General features: G+C 65.2%; 23 protein-coding genes and 1 tRNA gene. 15 read left to right on the top strand and 9 right to left on the bottom strand.

Going from position 1 to position 22,096, the window contains the following annotated elements; all coding sequences use genetic code 11:
- Positions 1-69: 69 nt before the first annotated feature.
- From serA to CVN68_RS13395, 3 genes are all read right to left on the bottom strand, one after another.
- The gene (serA, locus tag CVN68_RS13405; RefSeq protein WP_100282652.1) at positions 70-1,647 is read right to left on the bottom strand and encodes a phosphoglycerate dehydrogenase; all 1,578 of its coding nucleotides are present in this window, start codon (positions 1,645-1,647) and stop codon (positions 70-72) included.
- A 106-nt stretch (positions 1,648-1,753) separates the two neighbouring features.
- Complete coding sequence (locus CVN68_RS13400; RefSeq protein ID WP_100282651.1) at positions 1,754-2,914, bottom strand: phosphoserine transaminase; 1,161 nt, start codon at positions 2,912-2,914, stop codon at positions 1,754-1,756.
- Positions 2,915-3,082: 168 nt separating this feature from the next.
- On the bottom strand, positions 3,083-3,961 hold the full coding sequence (locus CVN68_RS13395; protein ID WP_100282650.1) for an alpha/beta hydrolase: 879 nt from the start codon (positions 3,959-3,961) through the stop codon (positions 3,083-3,085).
- 134 nt (positions 3,962-4,095) lie between these two features.
- On the opposite strand from CVN68_RS13395, the gene CVN68_RS13390 reads away from it, so the two are divergent.
- Positions 4,096-4,755, top strand: a complete 660-nt coding sequence (locus CVN68_RS13390; protein ID WP_100282649.1) for an extensin family protein — start codon at positions 4,096-4,098, stop codon at positions 4,753-4,755.
- A gap of 44 nt (positions 4,756-4,799) precedes the next feature.
- Entirely contained in the window at positions 4,800-5,675 is an 876-nt protein-coding gene (locus CVN68_RS13385; RefSeq protein ID WP_100282648.1) for an LOG family protein, read from the top strand.
- A gap of 67 nt (positions 5,676-5,742) precedes the next feature.
- Here CVN68_RS13385 and CVN68_RS13380 read toward each other — a convergent pair whose 3' ends face one another.
- Complete coding sequence (locus CVN68_RS13380; RefSeq protein WP_100282647.1) at positions 5,743-6,423, bottom strand: c-type cytochrome; 681 nt, start codon at positions 6,421-6,423, stop codon at positions 5,743-5,745.
- Positions 6,424-6,524: 101 nt separating this feature from the next.
- Here CVN68_RS13380 and CVN68_RS13375 point away from each other — a divergent pair, with 101 nt between their 5' ends.
- The 4 genes from CVN68_RS13375 to CVN68_RS13360 all read left to right on the top strand — a co-directional run bounded on the left by CVN68_RS13375 (position 6,525) and on the right by CVN68_RS13360 (position 8,769).
- Positions 6,525-7,415, top strand: coding sequence for a prephenate dehydratase (locus CVN68_RS13375; RefSeq protein WP_100282646.1), 891 nt, complete (start codon positions 6,525-6,527; stop codon positions 7,413-7,415).
- Positions 7,416-7,564: 149 nt separating this feature from the next.
- Positions 7,565-7,747, top strand: coding sequence for a helix-turn-helix transcriptional regulator (locus CVN68_RS13370; RefSeq protein WP_233503340.1), 183 nt, complete (start codon positions 7,565-7,567; stop codon positions 7,745-7,747).
- A 20-nt stretch (positions 7,748-7,767) separates the two neighbouring features.
- Entirely contained in the window at positions 7,768-8,298 is a 531-nt protein-coding gene (locus CVN68_RS13365; RefSeq protein ID WP_100282645.1) for a hypothetical protein, read from the top strand.
- Between the two features lie 216 nt (positions 8,299-8,514).
- Positions 8,515-8,769 carry a GlsB/YeaQ/YmgE family stress response membrane protein gene (locus CVN68_RS13360; RefSeq protein WP_100282644.1) on the top strand — a complete coding sequence of 85 codons (255 nt, stop codon included), beginning with the start codon at positions 8,515-8,517 and terminating at the stop codon, positions 8,767-8,769.
- A gap of 58 nt (positions 8,770-8,827) precedes the next feature.
- Here CVN68_RS13360 and CVN68_RS13355 read toward each other — a convergent pair whose 3' ends face one another.
- Both CVN68_RS13355 and CVN68_RS13350 read right to left on the bottom strand, forming a co-directional pair.
- On the bottom strand, positions 8,828-9,550 hold the full coding sequence (locus tag CVN68_RS13355) for an SIMPL domain-containing protein (protein WP_100282643.1): 723 nt from the start codon (positions 9,548-9,550) through the stop codon (positions 8,828-8,830).
- A gap of 83 nt (positions 9,551-9,633) precedes the next feature.
- Positions 9,634-9,894, bottom strand: coding sequence for a GlsB/YeaQ/YmgE family stress response membrane protein (locus CVN68_RS13350; protein ID WP_100284397.1), 261 nt, complete (start codon positions 9,892-9,894; stop codon positions 9,634-9,636).
- 230 nt (positions 9,895-10,124) lie between these two features.
- Between CVN68_RS13350 and CVN68_RS13345 the strand changes: the two genes are divergently transcribed.
- From CVN68_RS13345 to CVN68_RS13335, 3 genes are all read left to right on the top strand, one after another.
- On the top strand, positions 10,125-11,321 hold the full coding sequence (locus CVN68_RS13345) for an efflux RND transporter periplasmic adaptor subunit (protein WP_100282642.1): 1,197 nt from the start codon (positions 10,125-10,127) through the stop codon (positions 11,319-11,321).
- 12 nt (positions 11,322-11,333) lie between these two features.
- Positions 11,334-14,489 carry an efflux RND transporter permease subunit gene (locus CVN68_RS13340; protein WP_100282641.1) on the top strand — a complete coding sequence of 1,052 codons (3,156 nt, stop codon included), beginning with the start codon at positions 11,334-11,336 and terminating at the stop codon, positions 14,487-14,489.
- An 88-nt stretch (positions 14,490-14,577) separates the two neighbouring features.
- A complete protein-coding gene (locus CVN68_RS13335; RefSeq protein WP_100282640.1) occupies positions 14,578-15,783 on the top strand; it encodes a DUF445 domain-containing protein in 1,206 nt (401 codons plus the stop codon).
- A gap of 26 nt (positions 15,784-15,809) precedes the next feature.
- Here CVN68_RS13335 and CVN68_RS13330 read toward each other — a convergent pair whose 3' ends face one another.
- Positions 15,810-16,280, bottom strand: coding sequence for a pyridoxamine 5'-phosphate oxidase family protein (locus CVN68_RS13330; RefSeq protein ID WP_233503339.1), 471 nt, complete (start codon positions 16,278-16,280; stop codon positions 15,810-15,812).
- A gap of 44 nt (positions 16,281-16,324) precedes the next feature.
- Positions 16,325-16,996 carry an HAD family hydrolase gene (locus CVN68_RS13325; protein ID WP_100282638.1) on the bottom strand — a complete coding sequence of 224 codons (672 nt, stop codon included), beginning with the start codon at positions 16,994-16,996 and terminating at the stop codon, positions 16,325-16,327.
- Between the two features lie 76 nt (positions 16,997-17,072).
- Between CVN68_RS13325 and CVN68_RS13320 the strand changes: the two genes are divergently transcribed.
- Genes CVN68_RS13320 through CVN68_RS13305 form a run of 4 tightly spaced genes read left to right on the top strand, consistent with a single transcriptional unit; the run spans position 17,073 to position 20,557 of the window.
- Positions 17,073-18,182: an ABC transporter permease gene (locus CVN68_RS13320; protein WP_100282637.1), complete on the top strand. Its 1,110-nt coding sequence runs from the start codon at positions 17,073-17,075 to the stop codon at positions 18,180-18,182.
- A complete protein-coding gene (locus CVN68_RS13315; protein WP_100282636.1) occupies positions 18,179-18,985 on the top strand; it encodes an ABC transporter ATP-binding protein in 807 nt (268 codons plus the stop codon). Before CVN68_RS13320 ends, CVN68_RS13315 begins: the two co-directional genes overlap by 4 nt.
- Positions 18,986-18,992: 7 nt before the next feature.
- On the top strand, positions 18,993-19,955 hold the full coding sequence (locus tag CVN68_RS13310) for an MlaD family protein (RefSeq protein WP_100282635.1): 963 nt from the start codon (positions 18,993-18,995) through the stop codon (positions 19,953-19,955).
- Between the two features lie 8 nt (positions 19,956-19,963).
- Entirely contained in the window at positions 19,964-20,557 is a 594-nt protein-coding gene (locus CVN68_RS13305; RefSeq protein WP_100284396.1) for an ABC-type transport auxiliary lipoprotein family protein, read from the top strand.
- A gap of 1 nt (position 20,558) precedes the next feature.
- On the opposite strand, the gene CVN68_RS13300 is transcribed toward CVN68_RS13305, so the two are convergent.
- Entirely contained in the window at positions 20,559-21,434 is an 876-nt protein-coding gene (locus CVN68_RS13300) for a peptidylprolyl isomerase (protein WP_100282634.1), read from the bottom strand.
- A gap of 76 nt (positions 21,435-21,510) precedes the next feature.
- Between CVN68_RS13300 and CVN68_RS13295 the strand changes: the two genes are divergently transcribed.
- Positions 21,511-21,601: transfer RNA gene (locus CVN68_RS13295), tRNA-Ser, on the top strand.
- 136 nt (positions 21,602-21,737) lie between these two features.
- Positions 21,738-21,998 (top strand): Arm DNA-binding domain-containing protein, encoded by a 261-nt coding sequence (locus CVN68_RS24470; protein ID WP_407695505.1) that lies wholly within the window; start codon positions 21,738-21,740, stop codon positions 21,996-21,998.
- Positions 21,999-22,096: the final 98 nt, after the last annotated feature.

Below are 22,096 nucleotides of genomic sequence, written 5' to 3'. Positions count from 1 at the left end.
GTCGCCCCGGCGAAAGCCGGGATCTCGTGCCGCAAGCCGATCGCCTGCCGCACGAGATCCTGACTTTCGTCAGAACCGCAGCGCCATCGCGGTCTTCACGCCCGGAAGCGCGCGGACGCGGGCAACGAGCTCGGAGGTGACTTCGTTGTCGACCGAGAGCAGCAGCACCGCCTCACCGCCCGCATCGCGGCGGCCGAGGTGGAAGGTGCCGATATTGACGCCCGCCTCGCCGAGGGAAGTGCCGAGCCGGCCGATGAAACCGGGCGCGTCTTCGTTGACGACATAGAGCATGTGGCCGACCAGATCGGCCTCGACCTTGATCCCGAACAATTCGACGAGGCGCGGCTGCGCGTTCGAGAACAAGGTGCCGGCAACCGAGCGCTCGCCGGCGTCGGTCTTGAGCGAGACGCGCAGCAAGGTGTGGTAATCGCCTTCCTTCTCGTTGCGGACCTCGCGGATCTCCATGCCGCGCTCCTTGGCGAGGAACGGCGCGTTGACCATGTTCACCGTGTCCGAATGGACACGCAGGAAGCCCGCGAGCACGGCGCTGACGATCGGCTTCTGGTTGAGCTCGGCCGCGGCGCCTTCGCTGTGGATCGACACGCGGGCGATCTCGCCATGCGCGAGCTGGCCGATCAGGCTGCCGAGCTTCTCGGCCAGCGCCATATAGGGCTTGAGCCGCGGGGCTTCCTCGGCCGAGAGGCTGGGGAGGTTGAGCGCGTTGGTGACTCCGCCCGAGACCAGATAGTCCGCCATCTGTTCGGCGACCTGGATCGCGACATTGACCTGTGCCTCGTTGGTCGACGCGCCGAGATGCGGGGTCGAGATGAAGTTGGGGGTGCCGAACAACGGCGATTCCTTCGCCGGCTCCTGCACGAACACGTCGAGCGCGGCGCCGCCGATATGGCCGGATTCGAGGCCTTGCTTGAGCGCTGCCTCGTCAATCAGCCCGCCACGCGCGCAATTGATGATGCGGACGCCCTTGCGGGTCTTGGCGAGATTTTCAGCGGAAAGGATGTTGCGGGTCTGGTCGGTCAGCGGCGTGTGCAACGTGATGAAGTCGGCGCGCAGGAGGAGATCGTCGAGCGTCATCTTCTCGACGCCCATTTCGAGCGCGCGCTCGGGCGTGAGGAAGGGATCATAGGCGATCACCTTCATCTTGAGGCCGAGTGCGCGATCGGCGACGATCGAGCCGATATTGCCCGCGCCGATCAGGCCGAGCGTCTTGCCGGTGACCTCGACGCCCATGAAGCGGTTCTTCTCCCACTTGCCGGCCTGGGTCGACTTGTCGGCCTCGGGCAGGTCGCGGGCGAGCGCGAACATCAGGGCGATGGCGTGCTCGGCGGTGGTGATCGAATTGCCGAAGGGGGTGTTCATGACGACGACGCCCTTGGCCGAGGCCGCGGGAATATCGACATTGTCGACGCCGATCCCGGCGCGGCCGACGACCTTGAGGTTGGTCGCCGCATCGAGGATTTCCTTGGTCACCTTGGTCGAGCTGCGGATCGCGAGGCCGTCATAGTCGCCGATGATCGCCATGAGTTCCTCCGGCGTCTTGCCGGTGATCTCGTCCACCTCGACTCCGCGGGCGCGGAAGATCTCGGCGGCCTTGGGGTCCATTTTGTCGCTGATCAGTACCTTGGGCATTTAGCTGCTCCTGGAGAGAGCCGGTGCTCCTGCGAAAGCAGGAGCCCAGAGTTATAGCGGGAATCGCGTGCGATCCTGGGCTCCTGCTTCCGCAGGAGCACGAGGGTCAGGCTGTTTTCGCGGTCTCATACGCCCAGTCGAGCCACGGCCCGAGCGCCTCGATATCGGCGGTCTCGACCGTCGCGCCGCACCAGATGCGCAAGCCGGGGGGGGCGTCGCGATAGCCGGCGACATCATAGGCCGCGCCTTCCTTGTCGAGCAGCCCGGCGAACTTCTTGATGAAAGCTTCGTCCGCGCCCTCGACGGTGAGGCATACGCTGGTCTTCGAGCGGATGCTCTCATCTTCGGCGAGATGGCCGAGCCAGTCGCGCTCAGCGACGATCTTGTTGAGCGCCTCGGCATTCGCGTCCGAGCGAGCAATCAGGCCCCAGCCGCCGCCGATCGACTTGCCCCATTCGAGCGCGAAGATCGCATCCTCGACCGCGAGCATCGACGGGGTGTTGATCGTCTCGCCCTTGAACACGCCGTCGGCAAGCTTGCCCTTCGAGACGAGGCGGAACACCTTGGGCAGCGGCCAGGCGGGGGTGTAGTTCTCCAGCCGCTCGACAGCGCGCGGGCCGAGGATCAGCACGCCGTGGCCACCCTCGCCGCCCAGCACCTTCTGCCACGAGAAGGTCGCGACATCGATCTTGTCCCAGGGCAGGTCATAAGCGAACACCGCGCTGGTCGCGTCGGCGAAGCTCAGGCCCTCGCGGTCGTCGGGGATCCAGTCGCCGTTCGGCACCCGGACTCCGCTCGTGGTGCCGTTCCAGGTGAACAGCACGTCGTTCGACCAGTCGACTGCGTCGAGATCGGGTAGCTTGCCGTAATCGGCGCGCAGCACGGTCGGATCGAGCTTGAGCTGCTTCACCGCATCGGTGACCCAGCCTTCGCCGAAGCTCTCCCAGGCGAGCGTCGTCACGGGCTTGGCGCCCAGCATCGTCCACATCGCCATCTCGAAGGCGCCGGTGTCCGATCCCGGAACGATGCCAATGCGGTGGGTGTCGGGCAGGCCGAGCAGCGCGCGCATCAGGTCGATCGCATATTGGAGGCGGGTCTTGCCGATCTTCGAGCGATGCGAGCGGCCGAGCGATTCGCTGGCGAGCTTCGACGCATCCCAGCCCGGAGGCTTGGCGCAGGGACCGGAAGAGAAAAAGGGGCGTGCCGGCTTCGTAGCGGGCTTGGCGGCGGACGCAGCTTTGGCGTCGGTAACGGCAGAATCACTCATGTCAGTCTCTCCTCGCAGAGAGCACGCGCGGCGTTGGGACCGCGTGGCCCGCCGACGGCCCTAGCGGCGGCGCGGGCAAAGTCAATGTGGCTATCGTCATTCCGGGGAAGGCCGGGATCTCATGTGGTATCGCCTCGCCTGAGGTCCCGGCTTTCGCGGGGATGACGATTATTTTTCCGGGGGCCATTTGGCGAGCAGCCCGCGATCGGTCATCCAGTCGGTGATCCGCGCGGGCCAATTGCGCAGGCTGACCATCGGGGTGGTCTCGCCCATGTTGAAGGCGTGTCCGCCCGCCGCATACATATGGAGTTCGGACGAGGCACCCGCGGCGCGATAGGCGCCCAGCAAATCGATGATCGGCTGCGAGCAGCATTGATCGTCGTTGGTCGCGGTCATCAGTAAAGGCGGCGAATCGCGCGTTATCTTTTCCTCGGCGTGGAGCGGCCCGGGGAAGACGAGCACGCCGAAATCGGGGCGCGCCGACAGCCGGTCGATCGCGTCACCTTTGCCGGGCGCTTCCACCGGCGGGCTGAGCAAGGTGACGCGGGCGAGTTCGCCGCCGGCCGAGAAACCGACCACGCCGATCTTGTGCGGATCGAGCTTCCATTCGCCGGCGTGGCTCCGGATCGTCCGCATCGCGCGCTCGGCATCCTGCCGGGCATGCTCGAACGCGTAGGGCGAGTCCTTGCCGCGGAAGAGCCGGTAGCGCAGCACGAACGCCGCGATCCCGCGCTCGTTGAACCAGCGCGCCGCATCATTGCCTTCGCTGGTGATGACGAGGAACTCGTGCGCCCCGCCCGGCATCAGCAGCACCGCCGCGCCCGTCTCGCGGCCGGGGCGCGCGGGGAAATAGGTGATGCTGGGATCGTTGACCGGCTTGAGCCAATAGGCCTCCGCTTGCTCGGGGATGTTCTTGCGGCTCTCAAAGCCCGGCGCGCCATCGGCCCACAATGCGATCCGCTGCGGCATTACGGGCGGTTGCTGCGCCGCTGCCGGCGGGGCGAGCAGGGCGAGCGCCCAGGCGATGGCGGCGAACAGCTTGGTCATGTGCCTCTCCGGTGGATGCCATCTTCGCGCGGCATCCGCCAAATATGGTAGCGGTAACAGTGCCAGAGTCAAACCGGTGCAGGCGTGCGACCGGGAACGGCGAAATTCCGGAATCCGCGTGCTATGTCCCCTGCATGCGTCGCGGCATCCTGTTCCTCGCTTTGCTTCTCGCCAGCTGCATCGGCGGCGATGACGACCGCCCCGCGCCGATTCGCGAGCGCAAATCTGGGCCGATCACGCTCAATCGTCCGACGCCGCGCGAAACGCAGCAATGCTTCACCGATCTGTCGCGCGAGCAGGTCCGCTATTCGCCGCTGCCCGATCGGGACTTCGGGGGCGGCTGCATCGTCACCGGCGCAGTGCAATTGCTCGACATCGGCGTTCCGGTGACCAATCTCAAATCGATGCGCTGTCCGCTGGCGCGCAGCTTCGCGGCATGGGTGCGCTTCGCAGTGGCGCCGGCGGCAAAGCAGATCCTCGGCAGCGAGCTCGTCCGCGTCGAGAGCTTCGGCACCTATTCGTGCCGCGCGATCATCGGCAGCGGTGCCTCGGGGCGCATGTCGGAGCACGGGCTGGGCAATGCAGTCGACGTCGGCGGGTTCGTGCTCGCCGACGGGCGCAAGGTCCGCGTCGAGACCGGGTGGAAATCGGACGATCCCGCGGTGCGCGAATTCTTCCAGGTGATCCACCGATCGGCGTGCAAGCGATTCAAGACCGTGCTCGGCCCCGACTATAATGCGGCGCACTACAACCACCTGCATCTCGACATGGGCCGCGGCCCGTTCTGTGCTTGATCCGGGATTTGCAGCGGGGCGGCGATCGGCCTAAGCCGGCCCAAATGAGCAACGATACACGCGTCCCGAGCCGCGTCTTCCGCCCCGCGCAGGAAGAAGCCGAAAACGCCAACACCAACAGCGGCACGCCCCAGACCGAGCATCCGGCCTACCGCCTCGCCTTCCAGGACATGGATTTCCTGCTGCGCGAGGATCTCCGGCCGGTGCGCTTCCAGCTCGAGCTGCTAAAGCCCCAATTGATCCTCGACGCGGCCAATATCGCCTCGACCTTCGTCGTCTATGGCTCGGCACGAATTCCCGAGCCCGAAAAGGCGAAGGCGCTGCTCGAACTCGCCGACACGCCCGAGCAAAAGAAGGTGGCCGAGCGGCTGATCGAGAAATCACGTTATTACGACGTCGCGCGCGAACTGGCGCAGACGGTAAGCAATTTCCCGCTCGACGAGGCCGGCAAGCGCCACTTCGTGGTGTGCTCGGGCGGCGGCCCGTCGATCATGGAAGCGGCCAATCGCGGCGCGCGCGACGTGGGCGCCGACACCGTGGCGCTCAATATCGTGCTGCCGCACGAGCAGGCGCCCAATCCCTATGTCACGCCGTCGCTTTCGATGCAGTTCCACTATTTCGCGCTGCGCAAGATGCACTTCCTGCTGCACGCGCGCGCAGTGGCGGTGTTCCCCGGCGGGTTCGGCACGTTCGACGAGAGCTTCGAGCTGCTGACGCTGATCCAGACCGGCAAGATCGATCCGATCCCCGTGCTGTTCTACGGCAAGGACTTCTGGCAGCGCGTGGTGAACTTCGAGGCGCTGTGCGAGGAAGGCGTGATCTCGCCGCGCGACCTGAACCTGTTCCACTTCGTCGAGACGGCGGAAGAGGGTTGGCAGATCGTGCAGGACTTCTGGCGGGACAGGCAGCCGAAACGCTGAGCGTGGCGCCGTCGCCAACAAAAAGGCCGCCCCGAAAGGCGGCCTTTTCTGTTCGTACCAAGGAGGCTTAGTGGCCCTTCTTCTCGGCCTGGATCGCCGCCTGCGGGTCCTTGGCCGGAGTGCCTTCCGCCGGGGTCGCCTCGTTCGAGATATTGGCCGGTTCGGCGCCCTCTGCGACATTCGCCTCGGCGGCGTTGTCCGCCGCGGGCTCCTCGCCGGCGGCTGGTGCGGCTGGCAGCGGCAGGTTCGAGCCCTGCGCGTTGAGGTAGGCGATCACGTTCGCGCGATCCTGCGGATTGGCGATGCCCGCGAAGGTCATCTTGGTGCCCGGCGCGTATTTGCGTGGGGAGGTCAGCCACGCATCGAGCGCGTCGAAGGTCCAGTTGCCGGGAACGCCCTTGAGCGCGTCCGAATAGGCGAAACCGGGAACGTGGCCATGCGGCTTGCCGACCGAAGCATAGAGGTTCGGACCGATGCCGGAAGCGCCGCCCTGGTTGATCGTGTGGCAGGCAGTGCACTGTTTGAATATATCGGCGCCCTTGGCGAGGTCGGCAGCGGCAAGGCGCGTGGCGATCGGCGCAACGGCGACGGCGCCGCCTTCGCCGCTCTCCTCGACGCCTTCGATCACATAGCCCATTTTTTCGGGGCGCTCGGAGTGGAAGACCATACCGCTCACGATCGACAGGCCGAGCGCCGCAATGCCGCCCGCCAATGCCCAACCTGCAATCGTATTGAACCGATCGTCCATCACACGCCCCTAAAGGAAAGTCGTTCGCCCTTTAGGCTGCGGTTTTTGCTATCGCAAGCCGGGGTTGCCGCGGGAAACGCGCACGGCTAGCGCGCGATCCCATGGAGAATTTCGCCGCACCCGCACGTCCGATCGTCGCCGAGATGATTGCCAAGGCCTCCGCCGAGCCGGCGCGCGCCATCGCGTTTCAGGGCGCGCCAGGCGCCAATTCGCACATCGCGGTGCGCGAGGCCTTTGCCGACGGACTGCCGCTTCCGTGCTTCTCGTTCGAGGACGCGATCGACGCAGTGAAGGAAGGCCGCGCCGATCGCGCGATGATCCCCATCGAGAATTCGCTTCACGGCCGCGTCGCCGACATCCATTTCCTGCTGCCCGAATCCGGACTGGCGATCACTGGCGAGCATTTCCTGCCGATCCGCTACGGATTGATGGGCACCGGCAGTATCGATCAGGTCCGTGAGGCGATGAGCCATCCGCAGGCGCTCGGCCAGTGCCGGCATTGGCTGAAGGCAAACGGCATTGCGCCGCTGGCCTATCCGGACACCGCCGGCGCCGCGGCAGTGATCGCCGAGATGGCCGATCCCGCAGTCGCCGCGCTCGCGCCGCCGGGTGCTGCCGAGCTCTACGGACTCAATCTGCTCGAGACCGACCTTGCCGATGCCGAACACAATATGACGCGCTTCGTCGTGCTGGCGCGCGACGGGTTGTCGCTGCCGGTAGAGGGGCCGGTGATGACCACTTTCATCTTCGAAGTGCGCAATGTCTCGGCTGCGCTCTACAAGGCGCTGGGCGGCTTCGCGACCAATGGCGTCAACATGACCAAGCTGGAGAGCTACCAGCGCGGCGGCAGTTTCGCGGCGACCGAATTCTATGCCGACATCGTCGGCGGCCCGGGCGATCCGGCGATCGATCGCGCGCTCGAGGAATTGAAGTTCCACTCGAAATGGATGCGCGTGCTGGGCACTTATCGCCAGGCGCGCGAGCGGCCTTGACCTTCGGGTAGAAGCGCGTTTTGGGCGCGGTTGACTCACGGCATAGTTTGTTGTGTAAACGCAATAGTTCGTATTGCTGGGTCGCCATTGTGTCTGTCATCCATAACCGTATTGCCCTGTTCCGCGCCGAGCGCGGGATGAGTCGCCGCATGTTGGCCGACGCCGTGGGGGTCAATCCGCAGACGATCGGCTATCTCGAGCGCGGCGACTATAGCCCCAGCCTCGAGCTCGCGATGAAGATCGCCGGGCAGTTCGACGTGTCCGTCGAATTGCTCTTTTCCTTCCAGCCCTTCGAATCCGTCGCCACTGCGCTTCGGCGCGCAAGCGTCTGAGGCCGATGCGGAGCATAGCCATGTCCAGATTCAACGAGCGTTTTTTTACCCGACTCGACGCCGCCGCCGAGCGTACCGGCGTTCCGGCAGTGGCGCGGGGGCAGGCACGTCGCAGGCATCTCCGCTGGGTGCCGATCGTCGCGTTAGCGGTCGCCAGCGCGGGCATGATCATCGGCCTGGTCCGCGTCGAGCGCGTCAATGCCGGTTACGCGCTGATCATGCTGGGCTTTGCGATCGCCGTCTTGCTGCCGATCTTTGGGCCGCTAAAGCCGTGGGGATCGGCCGAACGGGTCGACGAATTCGATCGCGCGCTCCGGGCGCGCGCGATGCTCGCCGGGTTCGCGGCGGTGAGCATGGCAGCCTTTGCCGGGATCTGGCTGGTCGTCGGCCTTGGGATCATCGGCGACTGGCCGCGTCTCGCGATCCTCGACCAGCTGCGCTCGCTCGGCTTCTATCTGATCACGCTCCATTCGGCGGTGCCGACGCTTCACGCGAGCTGGGCAACAAGGCCGGTGGCCGAGGACGACGAGATTGGAGAGGTGTGTTCCTGACGAAAGAGACGGGATTAATCTATGCTTGAGATCGATACGATCCAGGCCCTCCCACCGGGCGAAAGCGGGGGTTCCAGAGCAGGAAGCGCGCCGCACGGCTGAGGAGCAGGAAGGTTCCACGAGCGCATCGAAAAATCGATACGGAACCAACATGAGTGGTTGCGGATTTTTCCTTACGTCGCCCGGCCCGCCGGGCTCACAACGGAGGGACTTGTCATGGGTCTTATTATTTGGCTCGTCATCGGCGGTGTCGTCGGCTGGCTTGCGAGCATCATCATGCGTACCGATGCTCAGCAGGGCATCTTTCTCAACATCATCGTCGGCATCGTCGGTGCGTTCATCGGCGGCCTGCTCTTCGGCGGGTCGATCAACAACGGCGCGATCACGCCGATGACCTTCCTGGTATCGCTGCTGGGTGCGGTCATCCTGCTTGCGATCGTCAATCTGGTGCGTCGCGGCGCAGTCCGCTAACCGCCGGACATAGACAAAAAGGGGCTGCCCGAGAGGGCGGCCCCTTTTTCATGCGCGGCTATTTGAGCAGGAAGCGGACGGAGAGCGACACGCGTAATTCCTGCTCGCCTGGGGCGATCTGCGTCTCGGCCTTGTCGGCGCTGAAGCGCTCGGCGCGTGCCATCATCGGCATCGGCGGCGGCATCGCGCCGGCTTCGGAAATCGACAGGATACGATCGACGCGCAGGCCCGCGGCCCTGGCGTACAGATCGGCGCGGGCACGGGCGGCCGCGACAGCCTTGGTGCGCGCTTCGTCGAGCGCGGCTTCGGGCTTGTCGATCGTCAGATTGGGACCCGCAATATTGTTAGCGCCCTCGCGCACCAGTGCGTCAAGTATCGTGCCGCTCTTCGCGATGTCGCGAAAGCGCACCGTCACCTGATTGCTCGCCTGATAGCCGGTGATCACCGGCGGCTGGTTCTCCGCGTAGCGATATTGCGGGCTGAGTGCGATGCTCGAAGTCTGGACGTCGCGCTCGGCGATTCCGGCCCGGCGCAGCGCCGCGAGCACCGCCGCCATCCGCGCGCTGTTTTGCTGCATCGCCTCGCCGGCCGTGGCGTGCTGAGTGACGACGCCGGCCTGGATGATCGCAAGATCTGGCGTCCGCGTGCTGGTGCCGTCGGCCGAGACTTCGAGCAGCGTGCCGTCGGCCGGCAACATCATCGGCCGAACTTCCTGCGCAGAGGCTGTCAGGCTGGCGAGCGACAGCCCCGCAGCGGTGGCGAACAAAGCAAAGCGAATCATCGATACTCTCCCGAAACAAGGTCGTTGCGCCGCCCTGCTGCACGCGGGCCGCACCCAAGCTGAACGACGCAGAAGGCCGCGGTTCAGATTCGCCGGACCATGATCGTTCGGTAGAGCAGCAACAGCACCACCGCCCCTGCGGTCGCCGCGGCATAGGCCTGCCACGTGCTGTCGCGGACTTCGAGTCCGAGCAGCGGAGTCAAATAAAATGCAAGCAGCGCTCCCACGATTCCGAACAGGATCGTGACGATGATTCCGCCGGGGTCGCGCCCCGGCATGATCAACTTGCCGAGCGCGCCGGCGACAAGGCCGATCAAAAGCCATCCCAGGATACCGTTGGGCATGCGATCCCCTCCCGTTGCGTCGGCCCTCAAGCCGAAAATGAGCGTTGCGCCACTGCGGCGCCATTGCAACCGTTTCTTGCAAACAACGATGCCGATCTTGCGAAAAAGGTCCAAAACGGGCATTGCGCACTGCACAAAGCGAAACGGCTCTTGTCGTCGGTGCTTTATTCATCTAACACAGTGCGATCAAGGGGGCATCGGCCGGACTGGCCGGATTCGAAAGCTCGCACATGAACTATGAGGCAGGGATGTTCGGACGGCAGGAGCGGCTGGAGTTCACCGGCGAGGAAACGACGCGCAAGAGCCGTCGCTGGCTATGGATTTCCGTGGCGGTGGTCCTGGCGGTGGGGGCACTCGCAATCTTCATGATGAGCGGTTCGAAGCCGGAGGCGCCAAAGGGCGCAGCGGGCAAGGCAGCGCCCGGCAGCCAATCGCAGATCCCGTCCGTCACCGTGGCCGCTCCCGGCCGCAAGACGGTGCAGACGATCGTCACCGGCACCGGCACCCTCGCGGCACGCCGCGAGATGCCGGTTGGCGTCGCCGGTGAAGGCGGCGTGGTCACGCGTGTGCTGGTCGAGCCGGGCAGCTGGGTGAGCAAGGGACAGGTGCTCGCCACTGTCGATCGCAGTGTACAGGTGCAGACCGCCGAGGCACTCGCGGCGTCGGTGCGCGTGGCCCAGGCCGACGCGCGCCTCGCCCAGGCAGAGCTGGATCGCGCGCGCAAGCTCGTTGCCAATGGCTTCATCTCCAAGGCCGATATCGACCGCAGGACCGCGACGCGCGACCAGGCGCAGGCCCGCGTCCGCGTCGCGCAGGCGCAGCTTTCCGAGACCCAGGCACGCAATCACCGGCTCGACATCCGCGCGCCTGAGGCCGGACTGGTGCTGACGCGCCAGGTCGAGCCCGGCCAGATCGTCAGCGCGGGATCAGGCGTGCTGTTCCGTATGGCGATGGGCGGCCAGATGGAACTGCGCACCCAGCTTTCCGAAGTCGACCTGCAGAAGCTGCATCCCGGTTCGGTAGCCGAAGTAACGCCGACGGGCACCACCCAGGTTTTCAGGGGCGAAGTCTGGCAGGTCTCGCCGGTGATCGATCCGCAGACCCGTCAGGGCATCGCGCGCGTCGCGCTCGCCTATAATCCGGCGCTGCGACCGGGCGGCTTCGCCAGCGCGCGCATCATCGCGGGTGGCGTGACCGCCGTGATGCTGCCCCAGTCGGCGGTGCAGAGCGACAATGACGGCAATTTCGTGTACATCATCGACGACAAGAACCAGGCGGCGCGCCGCGGCGTGACCACCGGCGACGTTACAGAGGCAGGCGTGTCGATCACCAGCGGGCTGAACGGCACCGAGCGCGTGGTGCTCACCGCCGGCGCCTTCCTCAATCCCGGTCAGAAGGTCATCCCGAACCTTCAAAAGTCGAAGTAAAGGCGAATAGCGATGGGCTTCCGGAACATCTCGGCCTGGGCGATCCGCAATCCGGTTCCGCCGATCGTCCTCTTCATCGCGCTGACGATCGCCGGGCTGGTCAGCTTCGGCCGGATGGACGTCAACAACGATCCGGACATCGATTTCCCGATCGTGTGGATCGCGATCAGCCAGCCTGGCGCAGCGCCGAGCGAGCTGGAGAACCAGATCACCCAGAAGGTGGAATCGGCGGTTCGCAGCCTTCAGGGCATCGACGAGATCAATTCGACCGTTTCGGAAGGCAGCAGCCAGACCGTTGTCCAGCTCGACATCGGCATGCCGATCGATCGTGCGGTGGAGGACGTGCGCAGCGCGATCCAGCAGATCCGCGGCGATTTGCCCGACGGCATCCTCGAGCCGCAGATCGGCCGCGTCGACACGTCGAGCGACAACGAAATCGCCAGCTTCACTGCAGTCGCCACCGACATGACGGTATCCGATCTCAGCTGGTACATCGACAACAGCGTGGCCAAGGAATTGCTCGCGATCTCGGGGATGTCCGCGGTCGAGCGCAATGGCGGCGTCGATCGCGAGATCCGCGTGGTCCTCGATCCTGCGAAACTCCAGTCGGTCGGACTCACTGCGAGCCAGGTCAACCAGCAGCTGCGCCAGGTCAACATGAATGCCGCCGGCGGCCGCGCCGAGATTTCAGGCTTCGAGCAGTCGGTGCGCGTGATCGGCAATGCCAGCAGTGCCTATACGCTCGGGCAGACGCAGATCTCGACCGGCGGCGGGCGGACCGTGCGTCTGGCGGACATCGCCAACGTCAAGGACGCCTATGCCGAGCAGCGTAGCCTGGCGAAGTATAACGGCCACCAGGTGATTTCGTTCGACATCAAGCGCGCCAAAGGCGCGTCTGACGTGATGGTGTTCGAGGATGCCGAAAAGGCACTGAAGAAGCTCGAGGAGCGCAACCCCAAGGTCAAGTTCGAGCTGCTCAACAACAACTCGAAATATGCCAAGCAGCAATATCACACCGCGATGGAAGCGATGATCGAAGGCGCAGTCCTTGCGGTAATCGTGGTGTTCATCTTCCTGCGCGACTGGCGCGCGACGGCGATCTCGGCGCTCGCGATCCCGCTTTCGGCGATTCCCAGCTTCTGGTTCATGGATATGCTGGGCTTCACGCTCAACCAGATGACCCTGCTTGCGCTTTCGCTTGTGGCGGGCGTGTTGGTCGACGATGCGATCGTCGAGATCGAGAACATCGTCCGACATATGCGCATGGGCAAATCGGCGTACCAGGCGTCGATCGACGCGGCCGACGAGATCGGTGTGGCAGTGCTCGCCACTACGATGGCGATCGTCGCGGTGTTCCTCCCCGTCGGGCTGATGCCAGGCATTTCGGGCCAGTTCTTCAAGAATTTCGGCCTGACCGTCGTCGCCGCGGTGCTGATGAGCCTTGCCGTGGCGCGATTGCTGACGCCGATGATCGCAGCCTATTTCCTCAAGGCCAAGGGTCACGCCAACCATGGCGAGGGCCGGATCATGGACGCCTATACCGGGCTGCTCCGCTGGACATTGCGGCATCGCTGGTCGGCCGTACTCGGCTATGTCGTCTCCCTGGGGGCGACGGTGCTTATGTTCGCCTCGATGCCGATGACCTTCCAGCCGGCGCAGGATCAGGACAGCGTCACCGCGACGATCGAGATGGTCCCGGGCACGCCGCTCGCCGATACCGAGCGCGTCGTCGCGCAAGTCGCCGGCATCCTGCGTCAGGAAGCGCTCGTCACCGACATCTATAGCCGTAGCTTCGTCGGCAACGGCCGCGTCACTGCGCAGCTCAAGGAGGATCGCGACGAGCAGAGCACGGCGTTCGAAAAGCGCCTGGCCCCCAAGCTGATCGCGATCCCCGACGCACGCGTGAATTTCCGCTCGCAGTTCGGCTGGGGTTCCTCCGGACGCGACCTGACGGTCACGCTTGGCGGTGAAGATCCCGCATTGCTCAACCAGACCGCGAATGCGCTGGTGAAGCAGATGGAAGGGATGAAGGAGGTCGTGGCGCCTCGCGTTGCGGGCGATCTCAACCGTCCGGAGATCGTGATTCGGCCGCGGCTCGATCTCGCCGCCAATCTCGGCGTGACTACCGCTGCGCTGTCCAGCGCGATCCGCATCGCGACTTTGGGCGATATCGATCAGAACAGTGCCAAATTCTCGCTCTCCGACCGCCAGATCCCGATCCGGGTGGCGATCGACGAGGACGCCCGCGCCAAGCTGTCGACGATCCAGAACATGCCGGTACAGACCCAGTCGGGAGGCTCGGTGCCGCTTTCGGTGGTCGCCGATATCGGCTTCGGCGCCGGCCCGACCCGTATCCAGCGGCTCAATCTGCAACGCCGCCTCGTGGTGGGCGCCGATCTCGCGATGGATCCCGCCACCGGCAAGCCGTTCGTCAACAACGAAGTGATGAAGAAGATCAACGAACTTCCCGTCATGAAGAACCTGCCGCAAGGCGTCGGCCAGATGACCGTCGGCCAGGCAAAGTGGCAGGCGGAGATGATCACCAACTTCCTCATCGCGCTCGCCTCGGGCATCTTCCTCGTCTTCGCGGTGCTGGTGCTGCTGTATCGCCGCTTCGTCTCGCCGCTGGTCAACATGGGCTCGCTTCTCAATGCACCGCTGGGCGGCCTGATCGCGCTGATGATGTTCGGGATGCCGGTTTCGCTGCCGGTGCTCATCGGCATCCTGATGCTGTTCGGCATCGTCGCGAAGAACTCGATCCTGCTGGTCGATTTCGCGCTCGAGGAGATGAGCAAGGGCGTCGACAAGTTCACTGCAATTGTCGACGCGGGCCACAAGCGCGCTCAGCCGATCGTGATGACCACCATCGCTATGGTCGCGGGCATGATACCGACGGCGCTGTCGCTGAGCGGCGACTCGTCGTGGCGTGCGCCGATGGGCGTGGTCGTCATCGGCGGCCTGATCCTGTCGACTATCCTCACGCTCGTGATGGTCCCGGCACTGTTCAGCCTCGCAGTCGGGCTCGAAGGCTGGCTAGGGCCGCGCCTGTCGCGCCGCCTGCTCACCTACAAAGCGGGCGACGACGGCAGTCGCGTGCTCGGTCAGGCGCATGGCGGCGGCGCGATCGATCACAAGCCCGGGGACGACACGCCACAACCTGCCGAGTGAACTTAGGCGTGGTTCGAGTATTGGGGAGCGTGTGACGAGATCGCGCGCTCCCCTTTCGATAGAGGCCGTTCCCCCGGGGCTCAGGCGCATGCGGCTGGTCGCGACCGGGCTGCTTGTGTTGATGGCCGCGATTTTCCTCGCGGCGCGGCAGTTCGATCATCTCCATCCGGCGATCGGTTATATCCGCGCCTTTTCCGAAGCGGCGATGGTCGGCGGGCTCGCCGACTGGTTCGCCGTGACGGCCTTGTTCCGCCATCCGCTCCATCTGCCGATTCCGCACACTGCGATCATTCCGCGCAACAAGGACCGGATTGCGGGGACGCTCGCGGCGTTCCTGCGCGACAATTTCCTGATACCCCGCGTCGTCGCGCGGCGGATGCAGCGCGTCGATGTGGCGCGTGCCGTCGGGCGTTGGCTCGCCGATCCGGGGGCAGGGCGCGGGCGATTGCGCGCGGGCATCGGCCGGCTCGCCGCCGACATGCTCGAAGCGCTCGATCAGGAGCGGCTGGGCGGCATGGCCAAGCGCGCACTGGCCGAGCGGCTACGCGGGCTGGAGATCGCGCCGCTGCTCGGGCGCGCGCTCGAGACCGCCATGAAGGAGAACCGGCATCGGCCATTGCTCGACGGCATCGTCCATTGGGCGGCCAAGATCCTCGACGCCAACGAGGACATGATCCGGCAGATGGTGCACGAGCGCTCGGGCTCGGTGATGCGCTGGACCGGACTCGACGAGACGCTCGCCAACAAGATCATCGCGGGTCTCGCAAAGCTGATCGGCGACATGGCCGAGGATGCCGGCCACCCGTTGCGGACCAAGGCCGACGAAGGACTGGCGCAGCTCGCGCACGACCTTCAGCATGACCCTGACAAGCGCGCGCGCGTCGAGGCGTTCAAAAACGAACTGCTCGACAATCCCGCGCTGGGCGACTGGTGGCTGGGAGTGTGGGAATCGGGCCGCGCCGCGCTGTTGCGGCTGGCGCGCGACCCCGATCGAGTGCTGTCAGGCGAGCTGGGCGGCGCGCTGCGGCAGCTCGGCGAGACGCTGCAAGGCGACGCACGACTTGCCGAGACGATCAATCGCTTCGTAAGGCGCGCCGCGGTGGGTGCCGCCTCGGACTATGGCGATGGCATCGTCCGGCTGGTTTCGGACACGATCCGGGGATGGGACGCGCAGACGATCACCGGGCGGCTGGAGAATGCCGTCGGGCGCGACCTGCAATATATCCGGATCAACGGGACGTTGGTGGGCGGGCTGGTTGGCGTGGCTATCCATACGGCGGACGCGGTGCTTTAGTCGCCGCTCGCTGCAAGGGGCAGGATTTAAAACGTAGCCGGCGCCCGTGTTTGCGAGGTCGCGCCTTCGAGGACGATCTCGCCCTGATCCTCACCGTCCCAATAATGTGCACGGATACCGTGAACCTTGATCAATGTGAGGCCCGGCGTGTCGACGCCCTCCTTGAACCACAGATCGAGATCCTTTGCCCAATGCGCCGCGAACTGCGCCTTGTCCTTGATCAGCTCGGCTTCGCCTTCGATGTGGACGAACACCGGCTTCATGCCGAGCAGCCCACCTTTGCCGTGGAAGCTCAGCGCGCAGGTCGGATTGGCGCGCAGATCCTGCACGGTGCGGGTATCTTCGCAAGCGAAGTACCAGCTGTCGCCGTCATACTCGACGTCGCCGTTGTTGCTCATCGGTCGGCCCGCGATGGTGCCACCTTGCGAATGGGTCGAGAGTGTCGCGAAGTCGATTTTCCCGATGAGCGCTGCCAGCTCGGCGAGTGTCTTGGTCACGCATCCTCTCCTCGTTGCGGGAGAGACAACGCAACCAGCCCGGATTATCTCCAGTCGAGCTGCCGCCAACCGCGCGCCTGCGCCAGCCTTTGGAGCGGACCATGTGCGTTGACTGCAAAGGGCTCGTCCGCCCATTCGAGCAACGGCACATCGGAGACATGATCGGAATAGGCGCGGACATGCACGTCCCGCCGCGAGACTCCTGCGCGCGCCATCCAGCTTTCGATCATGCGGAGCTTTACGGGCCCGTAACAGTTATCCCCTTCGATCAGGGAGAGAATACGGCCTTGCCCATCGCGTTGCGCCTGTGTGGCGACGACATCGTCGAACCCGAGCCGCCGCGCGATTGCCGCGGCATAGTAACCGTGCGACGCCGTGGCCATCACCAGCCGGTAACCGGCGGCTCGATCGGCCTCGATCCGTTCGCGCGCACCGTGGAGCACGCCCTTGCCGATTTCCGCATCGGCAAAGCGTTCGGCGACGATTTCGAGGTCCGTAGCGGTGAGCGCATGGCCGAGCAGCAGGCGCTGCGAAATCTGTTTGAGGCCGGCGCGATCGATCAGCCTGAGCAGATAGCCGAGCCCGGCCGCGCCGACGAGCGGCATCAGCGCGAGGCGCCATGGCGCGCGCGCGCGCGCCGCATGCACGAGGAAGCGCATCCATGTGGGCGCCGCAGTGATCGTCTTGTCCATGTCGTAGATTGCCAGGTGCTGCATTGGTGCATCTAGGCTTTCCCAGCTTGCCAGAGCAAATCCTTGCCGTTCCAGCGCGAATCGCCGAAAGGTGGCCGCGATGAGGGGAAGCGCGGATTTCGAACGAATCGATACGGGTGACGGCGCAACGCTGCGCTTCACCGGTAATCTGTCGCTTGCCTGCCTGCGGGACCTGCCCGAGCGGCTCAACGCCGTCGACGGTCCGGTGGCGAAGCTCGACCTGAGCGGAGTCGAGCGGATCGACACGGTGGGCGCGTGGCTGGTTCACCGCTTCGCGCGCGATCACGGATCTACCGTAGAGGGGCTCGAGGAAGACGAGCAGCATCTGCTCGATCAGGTCGCCGCCGCCGAACATCCGATCGAATTGCCGCGCAAGCCCGCCGATCCGTTCACCCGGATGCTCGGCGAAGTTGGCGACGCCATCTATGTCGCCGGCCATACCTTGTACGGCCTGCTCGGCTTCATGGGCGCGACGACGATCGCCTTCTGGAACGTCTTCACGCATCCCCGGCGCTTCCGCTTCAATGCCACCGTTCACCGCTTCGAAGTCGTTGGGGTCTCGGCGCTCGGTATCATCGGGCTGATGTGCTTCCTGATCGGCATCGTCATCGCACAGCAGGGCGCAGTGCAGCTCCGCCAGTTTGGCGCCGAGATCTATACGATCAACTTGGTCGGTCGCATCACGCTCCGGGAACTTGGGGTGTTGATGACTGCGATCATGGTCGCCGGCCGCTCCGGCTCGGCCTTCGCAGCGCAGATCGGCACGATGAAGCTGACTGAGGAGATCGATGCGATGCGCACGATCGGCGTTTCTCCAATGGAGGCGCTGGTGGTGCCGCGGACGCTGGCGGTGGTGCTGATGATGCCACTGCTCGCGTTCTATGCCTCCGTATGCGCGATCATTGGCGGCGGGCTGCTCTGCTGGATCAGTCTCGGCATCCCGCTTGTCACTTTCATCCAGACGATCCGTGAGGTCGTGCCACTCACCGACCTGTGGGTCGGTCTAGTCAAGGCGCCGGTGTTCGGCGCAATCATCGCCATCGCCGGCTGCTTTCAGGGCATGCAGGTCGAAGCAGACGCCGAGCAGGTCGGCATCCGGACAACGACTGCGGTCGTCCAAGCTATCTTCCTCGTAATCGTGCTCGACGCCTTCTTCGCCGTGTTCTTCACCAACGTGGGGTGGATATGAACCCGGCGCGCGGCAACGGTGAAACGATCATTACCGTTCGGGGCCTCAAGAACGGTTTCGGCGATCAGCTGGTGCACGACGGTCTTGACCTCGATGTCCGCCGCGGCGAGATTCTAGGTGTCGTCGGTGGCTCCGGCACGGGCAAGTCAGTGCTGATGCGCTCGATCATCGGCCTGCAGCCTCCGCTGGCGGGCGACATCAGCGTCTTTGGCGAAGCGACGATCGGCCTCGAAGAGCACGAGGCCACCGAAATCCGCAAGCGCTGGGGCATCCTCTTCCAAGGCGGCGCGCTGTTCTCGACTCTGACTGTGTCCGAGAACGTCCAGGTGCCCATCAAGGAATTCTACCCAGGGCTCGACGGCGCGCTGCTCGAGGAGATTGCGGCCTACAAGGTCGTGATGACCGGCCTCCCACCCGATGCCGGCCCCAAATTCCCAGCCGAACTTTCCGGCGGCATGAAGAAGCGAGCGGGACTTGCCCGCGCGCTGGCACTCGATCCGGAGCTGCTATTCCTCGACGAACCGACGGCGGGGCTCGACCCGATCGGCGCGGCGGCGTTCGACGAGCTCACTGCGTCGCTCCAGAAAACTCTGGGGCTGACGGTTTTCCTGATCACGCACGACCTCGATACGCTGTATGCGATATGCGACCGCGTCGCGGTGCTCGCCGACAAGCGCGTGATCGCCGTCGGCACGATCGACGAACTGCTCGCGCTGGATCACCCGTGGATCCAGGAATATTTCAAGGGGCCGCGCGGACGCGCCGCGGTCGCCAGCGCCGAGCGGGCGCAAGCGAGGACATGAGGCTCTGATGGAAACGCGATCGAACCATGTACTCGTCGGCGCCGTGGTGCTGATCCTGCTCGCGGTGCTGGCCTTGTTCATCGTCTGGCTGGCGCGGCTGGGCGGTGGCAACGAGCGCCAGTACGACATCTTCTTCAAGCAGGCGGTGGACGGGCTCAACCCGGGCTCGGCGGTGAGCTTTTCGGGCGTGCCTTCGGGGCAGGTGAAGGAAATCTCGTTCTGGAAGCCTGATCCCAGCCTCGTCCGCGTCCGCATCAGCGTCAACGATGACGTGCCGATCCTCGAAGGCACAACTGCCTCGATCCAGGGCAGTTTTACCGGACCGAGCACCGTGCAGCTCGACGGCGCCGTCAAGGGCGCCCCGTCGATCCGCTGCCCCGAGCAGAACCCGCGCGCAGCCTGCCCGCTCGGCGTGCCGGTGATCCCGACCAAGCAGGGCGGCCTCGGCGCGCTTTTGAGCTCGGCCCCGCAGCTACTCGAGCGCATCTCAACCCTGACCGAACGCCTTGGCGAGCTCCTCGGCGACAGGAACCAGAATTCGATCGCCGGCATCCTCGCCAATACCAACCGGCTCACCGACGCGCTCGCCGACCGCGGGCCGGAGATCGCCGCGACGCTCGCCGAGACCCGGATCGCGATCCAGAAGTTCGGGTTGGCGACCGAAGAGCTCGGCAAGCTGGCCACGACGACCAACGGGGTGATCGCCGAGGACGTCCGCCCGACGATCGCCAATCTCAACCGCACGATCGGCTCGGCGCGCAAGTCGATGGAGACGCTGGATGCGACGATCGGCGATGCCCGGCCCGGACTGCAGGCGCTGTCGAAGAAGACGATCCCCGAGATCGGCCAGCTCGTCCAGGATCTGCGGGTGATGTCGACCAGCCTCGCCTCGGTTGCCGAAAAGCTCGATCAGGGCGGCGCATCCAGCCTCGTCGGATCGCCCAAGCTGCCCGACTACAAGCCCAAATGAGGACCATGATGAACAAGCGCGCTTTGCTTCTCGCCATGCCGCTGCTCGCGGCCTCCTTGAGCGGCTGCATCTCGTTCGGCGGCAAGCCGCCCAAATCGCTGCTGACACTGACCCCCACGGCCACGCTGCCGGTCGGCGAATCGCAGCGTTCGAACGTCGCGGCGACGATCACGGTCGCCGTGCCGTCGCTGCCGCAGGAACTCGCCTCTTCGCGCGTGCCGGTGCATTCGGGCGGCACTGCCATCGCTTTCGTCAAGGACGCGCAATGGGTCGAGCGCCCGTCGCAGCTGCTCCAGCGCCTGCTCGGCGACACGATCACTGCCCGTACGGGCCGGCTGGTGCTGAGTTCGCGTCAGTCGCTCACGGATCCCGGCGCCTATCTGATGGGCGAGCTGCGCCGCTTCGGCGTGGAGGAAGAGGCCAAAGAGGTCGTGGTGACCTATGACGCTGCATTGATCCGTGGACCCGAGACCGTGGTCGAGAAGCGCCGCTTCGAGGCGCGCGTGGCGGTGACCGAGATCGAGGCGGCCGCGGTAGGCGTGGCGCTCAACCAGGCCGCGAACCAGGTCGCTACCGAGGTCGCCGACTGGGTCGGCAAATAATTCACGGTGCGCGGCGGATCGGCGCCTGTGCATTGCAGATGTCGGCGCCGCCTGCGGGCATGGTGAAGAAGGGCGGCTTGCGATTCTCGCGCTCGCTCAGCCACGCGGCGAAGCGTTCATTGTCGGTGGCGCGGACCTGGAAATGCGGACGCTCGTCCTCGGGCAGCTGGCTGGCGAGCCGGGCGGAGAGGATCGGAACGCGCTCGGCGGGATTCTCGTAGACGCCCAAACTTCCGCCGCCGCGCGGCAGCGCCGAGAGCCACTGGATTCCCTCGACGACGCGTCCGACGATCGCAATGTTGCGATCGAGATGGCGCGGCGCATGTCCGATCACGGTATAGAGTTCGGCGCCGCTGCCGGTGCTCGGCGCGAGATCGCGGGCCACGCCGACCATGCCATAGCAATGTGTGAGCCAGCTCGTCTTGCCGTCGGTGGCGAGCGGCCAGCCATCGGCGCTGTGCCCGGTCTTCACGGCATAGGGATCGGCGCGCGCGAAATTGGTGACGCCATCGTAGCGGCTCCATTCATATTCGGCAGGCGGATTCTCGATCACCGTCGGCGGCAACGTGGTCTTGTCATCGCCGCCGCCCCATTGGGCGACATAATTGTCCTGCACGCGATAGACGCTGGTGCCGTCCCACCAACGCGCCTCGGCGAGCTTGCGGATATTGGCGACGTGCGCGGGCGCATAGCGCGGAGCGAGCCGGATGAAGACCTGATGCCCGCCACGCAGCGTCATCACCAGCAGTTCGTTGTCGGGAATGGGTTGCCAATCCGACGCGGCGGCATCGGCTGCGGTCGGGGCGGCGGGCGCGGTCTGGGCAATTGCCGGGACGGCGGCGGTGAGGGCGGAAAGCGCGAGCAGGGGCTTGAGCATAATGCGAGACTGGCACGCGCGCCCGCGCTTGCCTAGCCCGCCCGCACGGGCTAGGGCCGCGCCTTCCGGGGTATGCGGAGCGGTGGCCGAGTGGTCGAAGGCGCTCGCCTGGAAAGTGAGTATACGCCAAAAGCGTATCGAGGGTTCGAATCCCTCCCGCTCCGCCAACTACGCCTTTTCCAAGGCTCGCCAATACCCTCAGAATCCGCAATAAGCCGCAGAAATCAGCGGTTTTTTTCGTCCTGCTGGATTTCAGAAGATCCGACACCACCCCCAAAAGTGTGGTAATTTCGGTGAGACGGGATGGGAAAGCTCACTCCATCCAAGGCCTTGGCTGAGCCGGGGCGATATTCTGATGGCGATGGGCTGTTCCTCGAACTGAACGGCAAAGATTCGGGACGCTGGCTCCTGCGAGTTCCATCAGGCGGACGTCGCCGAGAAATCGGCTTGGGGTCCTTGCGCTCTGTGTCGCTCGCAGACGCGCGGGAAGCCGCGTTCCTTGCGAGGAAGAGAATCACGCAAGAATCGATCCGGTTGCCGAGCGAAAGCAGGAGCGTCAGTTGATCCCAACGATCCGTAAGGCGGCCGTGCTAGTTCATGAAGAGCACGAAGCGGCCTATCGCCGGACCGACTTCCTGGACACGCGCCGACTTCTCATGGGG

It is taken from the genome of Sphingomonas psychrotolerans, from assembly GCF_002796605.1.
Taxonomy (GTDB): Bacteria; Pseudomonadota; Alphaproteobacteria; order Sphingomonadales; family Sphingomonadaceae; genus Sphingomonas; species Sphingomonas psychrotolerans.
The sequence above is the reverse complement of the archived record's forward strand: the minus strand, read 5'-3'. Positions and strand labels throughout refer to the sequence as shown.